This is a genomic window from Streptomyces glaucescens (assembly GCF_002154375.1).
Lineage (GTDB): Bacteria > Actinomycetota > Actinomycetes > Streptomycetales > Streptomycetaceae > Streptomyces > Streptomyces glaucescens.
The window spans coordinates 1-2849 of sequence record NZ_MUND01000953.1 but is presented as its reverse complement, the minus strand read 5'-3'; the positions used below and the strand labels follow the sequence as shown (position 1 = coordinate 2849).

4 protein-coding genes are annotated in these 2849 nt (G+C 75.5%); 3 read left to right on the top strand and 1 reads right to left on the bottom strand.

Going from position 1 to position 2849, the window contains the following annotated elements:
* The coding region (locus tag CCN42_RS39700) for an MBL fold metallo-hydrolase (protein ID WP_143662209.1) at window positions 1-981 on the top strand (981 nt) is incomplete at its 5' end.
* Between the two features lie 372 nt (window positions 982-1353).
* Here the strand turns inward: CCN42_RS39700 and CCN42_RS39690 are convergent.
* The gene (locus CCN42_RS39690) at window positions 1354-1740 is read right to left on the bottom strand and encodes a nuclear transport factor 2 family protein (RefSeq protein ID WP_086173724.1); all 387 of its coding nucleotides are present in this window, start codon (window positions 1738-1740) and stop codon (window positions 1354-1356) included.
* Between the two features lie 112 nt (window positions 1741-1852).
* On the opposite strand from CCN42_RS39690, the gene CCN42_RS39685 reads away from it, so the two are divergent.
* Both CCN42_RS39685 and CCN42_RS39680 read left to right on the top strand, forming a co-directional pair.
* Entirely contained in the window at window positions 1853-2377 is a 525-nt protein-coding gene (locus CCN42_RS39685; RefSeq protein ID WP_086741998.1) for a hypothetical protein, read from the top strand.
* A 37-nt stretch (window positions 2378-2414) separates the two neighbouring features.
* Window positions 2415-2849 (top strand): hypothetical protein (locus CCN42_RS39680; protein ID WP_086741997.1); only part of this gene is annotated, 435 nt, incomplete at its 3' end.

The window sequence follows — 2849 nt, the reverse complement described above, 5'->3', positions numbered from 1 at the left end:
GCCCGCCCCGACATGGGCACCAGCGGCGGGCCGGTGCCCATGTCGGGGCGGGCCGGGATCTCGTCCGCGCTCGTGGTGGACGGGCGGGTGTACCTGGTGGACTGCGGGCCCGGGACGTTCGGGCGGTACGCGGAGGCGGCGCTCGCGGCGGAGCAGCTGGAGGCCGTGTTCCTGACCCATCTGCACTCCGATCACCTCGCCGATCTGTATCCGCTGCTGTGGCTGCGGTTCGGCGGGTTCCAGGCGCTGGGCGGGCCCGTCCAGGTGTACGGGCCGGGGTCGGCGGGGGAGCTGCCGAAGGTGTGGCCGGCCGGGCGGGCCGTGGACACGGTCAGCCCCGCGTCGCCCGCGCCGGGCACCGCGGAGCTGCTGAGGCGGCACATCGAGGGGACGGCGTACGACATCAACGTACGGATGCGCAGTGAGGGGTGGCCGGACATCCGGGAGCTGATCGTGCCGCACGACATCCGGTTCCGGATGCCGAGGGGCGCAGGTCCCGACCGGCTGATGGCGCCGCCGATGAAGCCGTTCGAGGTGATGCGGGACGAGCGGGTACGGGTGACGGCGGTGCTGGTGGAGCATCCACCGGTGTTCCCGTCGTTCGCGTTCCGCTTCGACACCGCCGACGGGTCGGTGGTGTTCAGCGGCGACACCGCGCCGTGCGGCAACGTGGAGCGGCTGGCGTGCGGCGCGGACGTCCTGGTGCACGAGGTGATGGACCTCGCCACGCTGAAGCTGGGCGGGCTCAGGCCCGCGCAGTTGCGGCACATGGAGATCAGTCACACCGACGCGGGCAGGCTCGGCCCGCTCGCCGAGCGCGCCGGGGCGGGCACGCTGGTACTCAGCCACCTCGTGCCGGGCTCCGTCGGCCTCGTCCCCGACTCCGCCTGGCACGCCAAGGCGCAGCGGGGCTACTCGGGGCGCGTCGTCGTGGGCCGGGACCTCGTGCGGCTGCCCGTGCGGCGGGCGCGGCGCGGCTGAGGGCCGCGCGGCCGGTCTCGCCGCGCAGCCGCTGGGCGCGCAGCACCGGCTCCAGCTCGAAGCGCCAGAGGGCCGGCCCGGCCGTGCCCGGGCCGGTGTCGTCCCGCCGATGCCGTCGCGCCGCAACTCCCGTATCCGGCGCGATCGGTAGCGGACGGTCTGAGGACGCACACCGAGCCGGACGGCCACTACGGGCGCGCCGCCCCACGTCCCCAGCCACGCCGGCGGCGTCCTGCTCGGCTACGACGGCCGGGGGCCCGGTCCGCTCCGCCAGAGGCTGCTGCGCGGGCACCGGTACCGGGCGCCGCGGCGGTTCGTCACCCGCTCCGAGGCACCCGGGGGCAGGCGGGCCGGCCCGGTCCGCGGCGGTGACTAGTCGACGCCGGGCGGCACCCGGGTCGCCTGGTGGTAGTACATCCGCCAGCCCGCGTCACCTTCCCCCTTGCGCCAGATCGAACTGTGCCGGGTCCGGCGCTCCCCGAGCAGCGTCTCGAACGTCAGGTGCACCAGCCCGGGCGCGAGCCGCACCCCGGAGATCTCCGAGGGCTCGTACCGGGGTCCGTCCGCCGAACTCCCCTCGTGCCCGGCGAGTTCGGCGAGCATCGTCTCGTACGTCCACCGCCGCCCTGACCCGCCGACCTCCACGAACTCGGGATCGAGCAGCCGCCCGGCCCGCTCCGGCGAGGCGCGGACCGCGGGGTCCATGAGCTGCAACTCACCGGCGACGGCCTGCCGTACGTCTTCCTCCGCGCTGTCCATGAGCGCATTCTCACCGACCGGCCGGGCCGGGAACCGGGGCCGGACGCCCCGCGCGCCCCACACCCGCGGAGATCGGATGCCCGGCACGCCCGGCTCCCGGCAGGCTCCGCCCATGACGGAGACGACGCCTTACGACGCCGACCGGGCCCGCTTCACCCGTGAGGCACTGGCGCGCCTGGTCCTGTGCGACCACGCCGTGGACGTGGCCGAGAGCGCGAAGGGCCTGGTCGCGACCGGGAACGACCCCGACACCGGCCCCGGCGGCCGGGTCAGCCAGGCGCTCCAGCTCGTCGAACTCGCCGAGCGCGCACTGGCCTCGGCGGTGATCCACGAGCGCGAGCGGGGCAGCTCCTGGGCGGAGATCGCCCAGGAGCTCGGGGTCGACGCGGCGGCAGCTCGGGGGCCGTTCGCCGCGGATCTCGACGCCTGGCAGACCGCCTTCGACGTGCCGTACCGCCTCGACGAGACCGGTCGCAAGCGCATACCGACGCTGCCCACGGCTGCCTACGACCCCGCCTGGACCCGCACCCACCTCGACCGCTGGGCCTCCCTCGAACGCATCGGCGACGAGGCCGTCGGCTCCGGCCTGGTCATGGCCGCGACGGAGGAGGAAGACCCGGCCGAGGGCACCGCGTAGTCCCCTCGGCGCCGGGCCCGTCTGCGACACTCGCCCCATGAGCGGCAGGCCCCCCTTCACCCCCCTCGACTTCCAGCTGGTCCTGCTGCGCCGGATGGCCGACCACAACCCCGGCCTGGTGGCCGACGCCCGCCGCGCGCTCGGTGTCTCCCTGGCCGACATGCGGGAGGCGAACAAACGCTGGCAGGCCATGGTCCGCTCACCACGGGGCCGTACGGCCGCCGGCCGCTACCGCTCCGTCCTCGGCACCCCGGAGTCCCGGGCCCCACGCCGCATCGGCGACCTGGAGTGCGAGGCCTGGCAGTGGCCGGTCCCCCTCTGGCCGGACCTGCGCTTCGAAGTACTGGCCGGCCCGGGCGGCGCGGTCTGGAACGAGTGGCTGGTACGCGCCCCGGGCGCGCCCGCCCCCATCCTGCGCACCCTCGCCGACCTCACCCCCTGGTCCTGCACCATCGACGAGGCAGCCCACGCC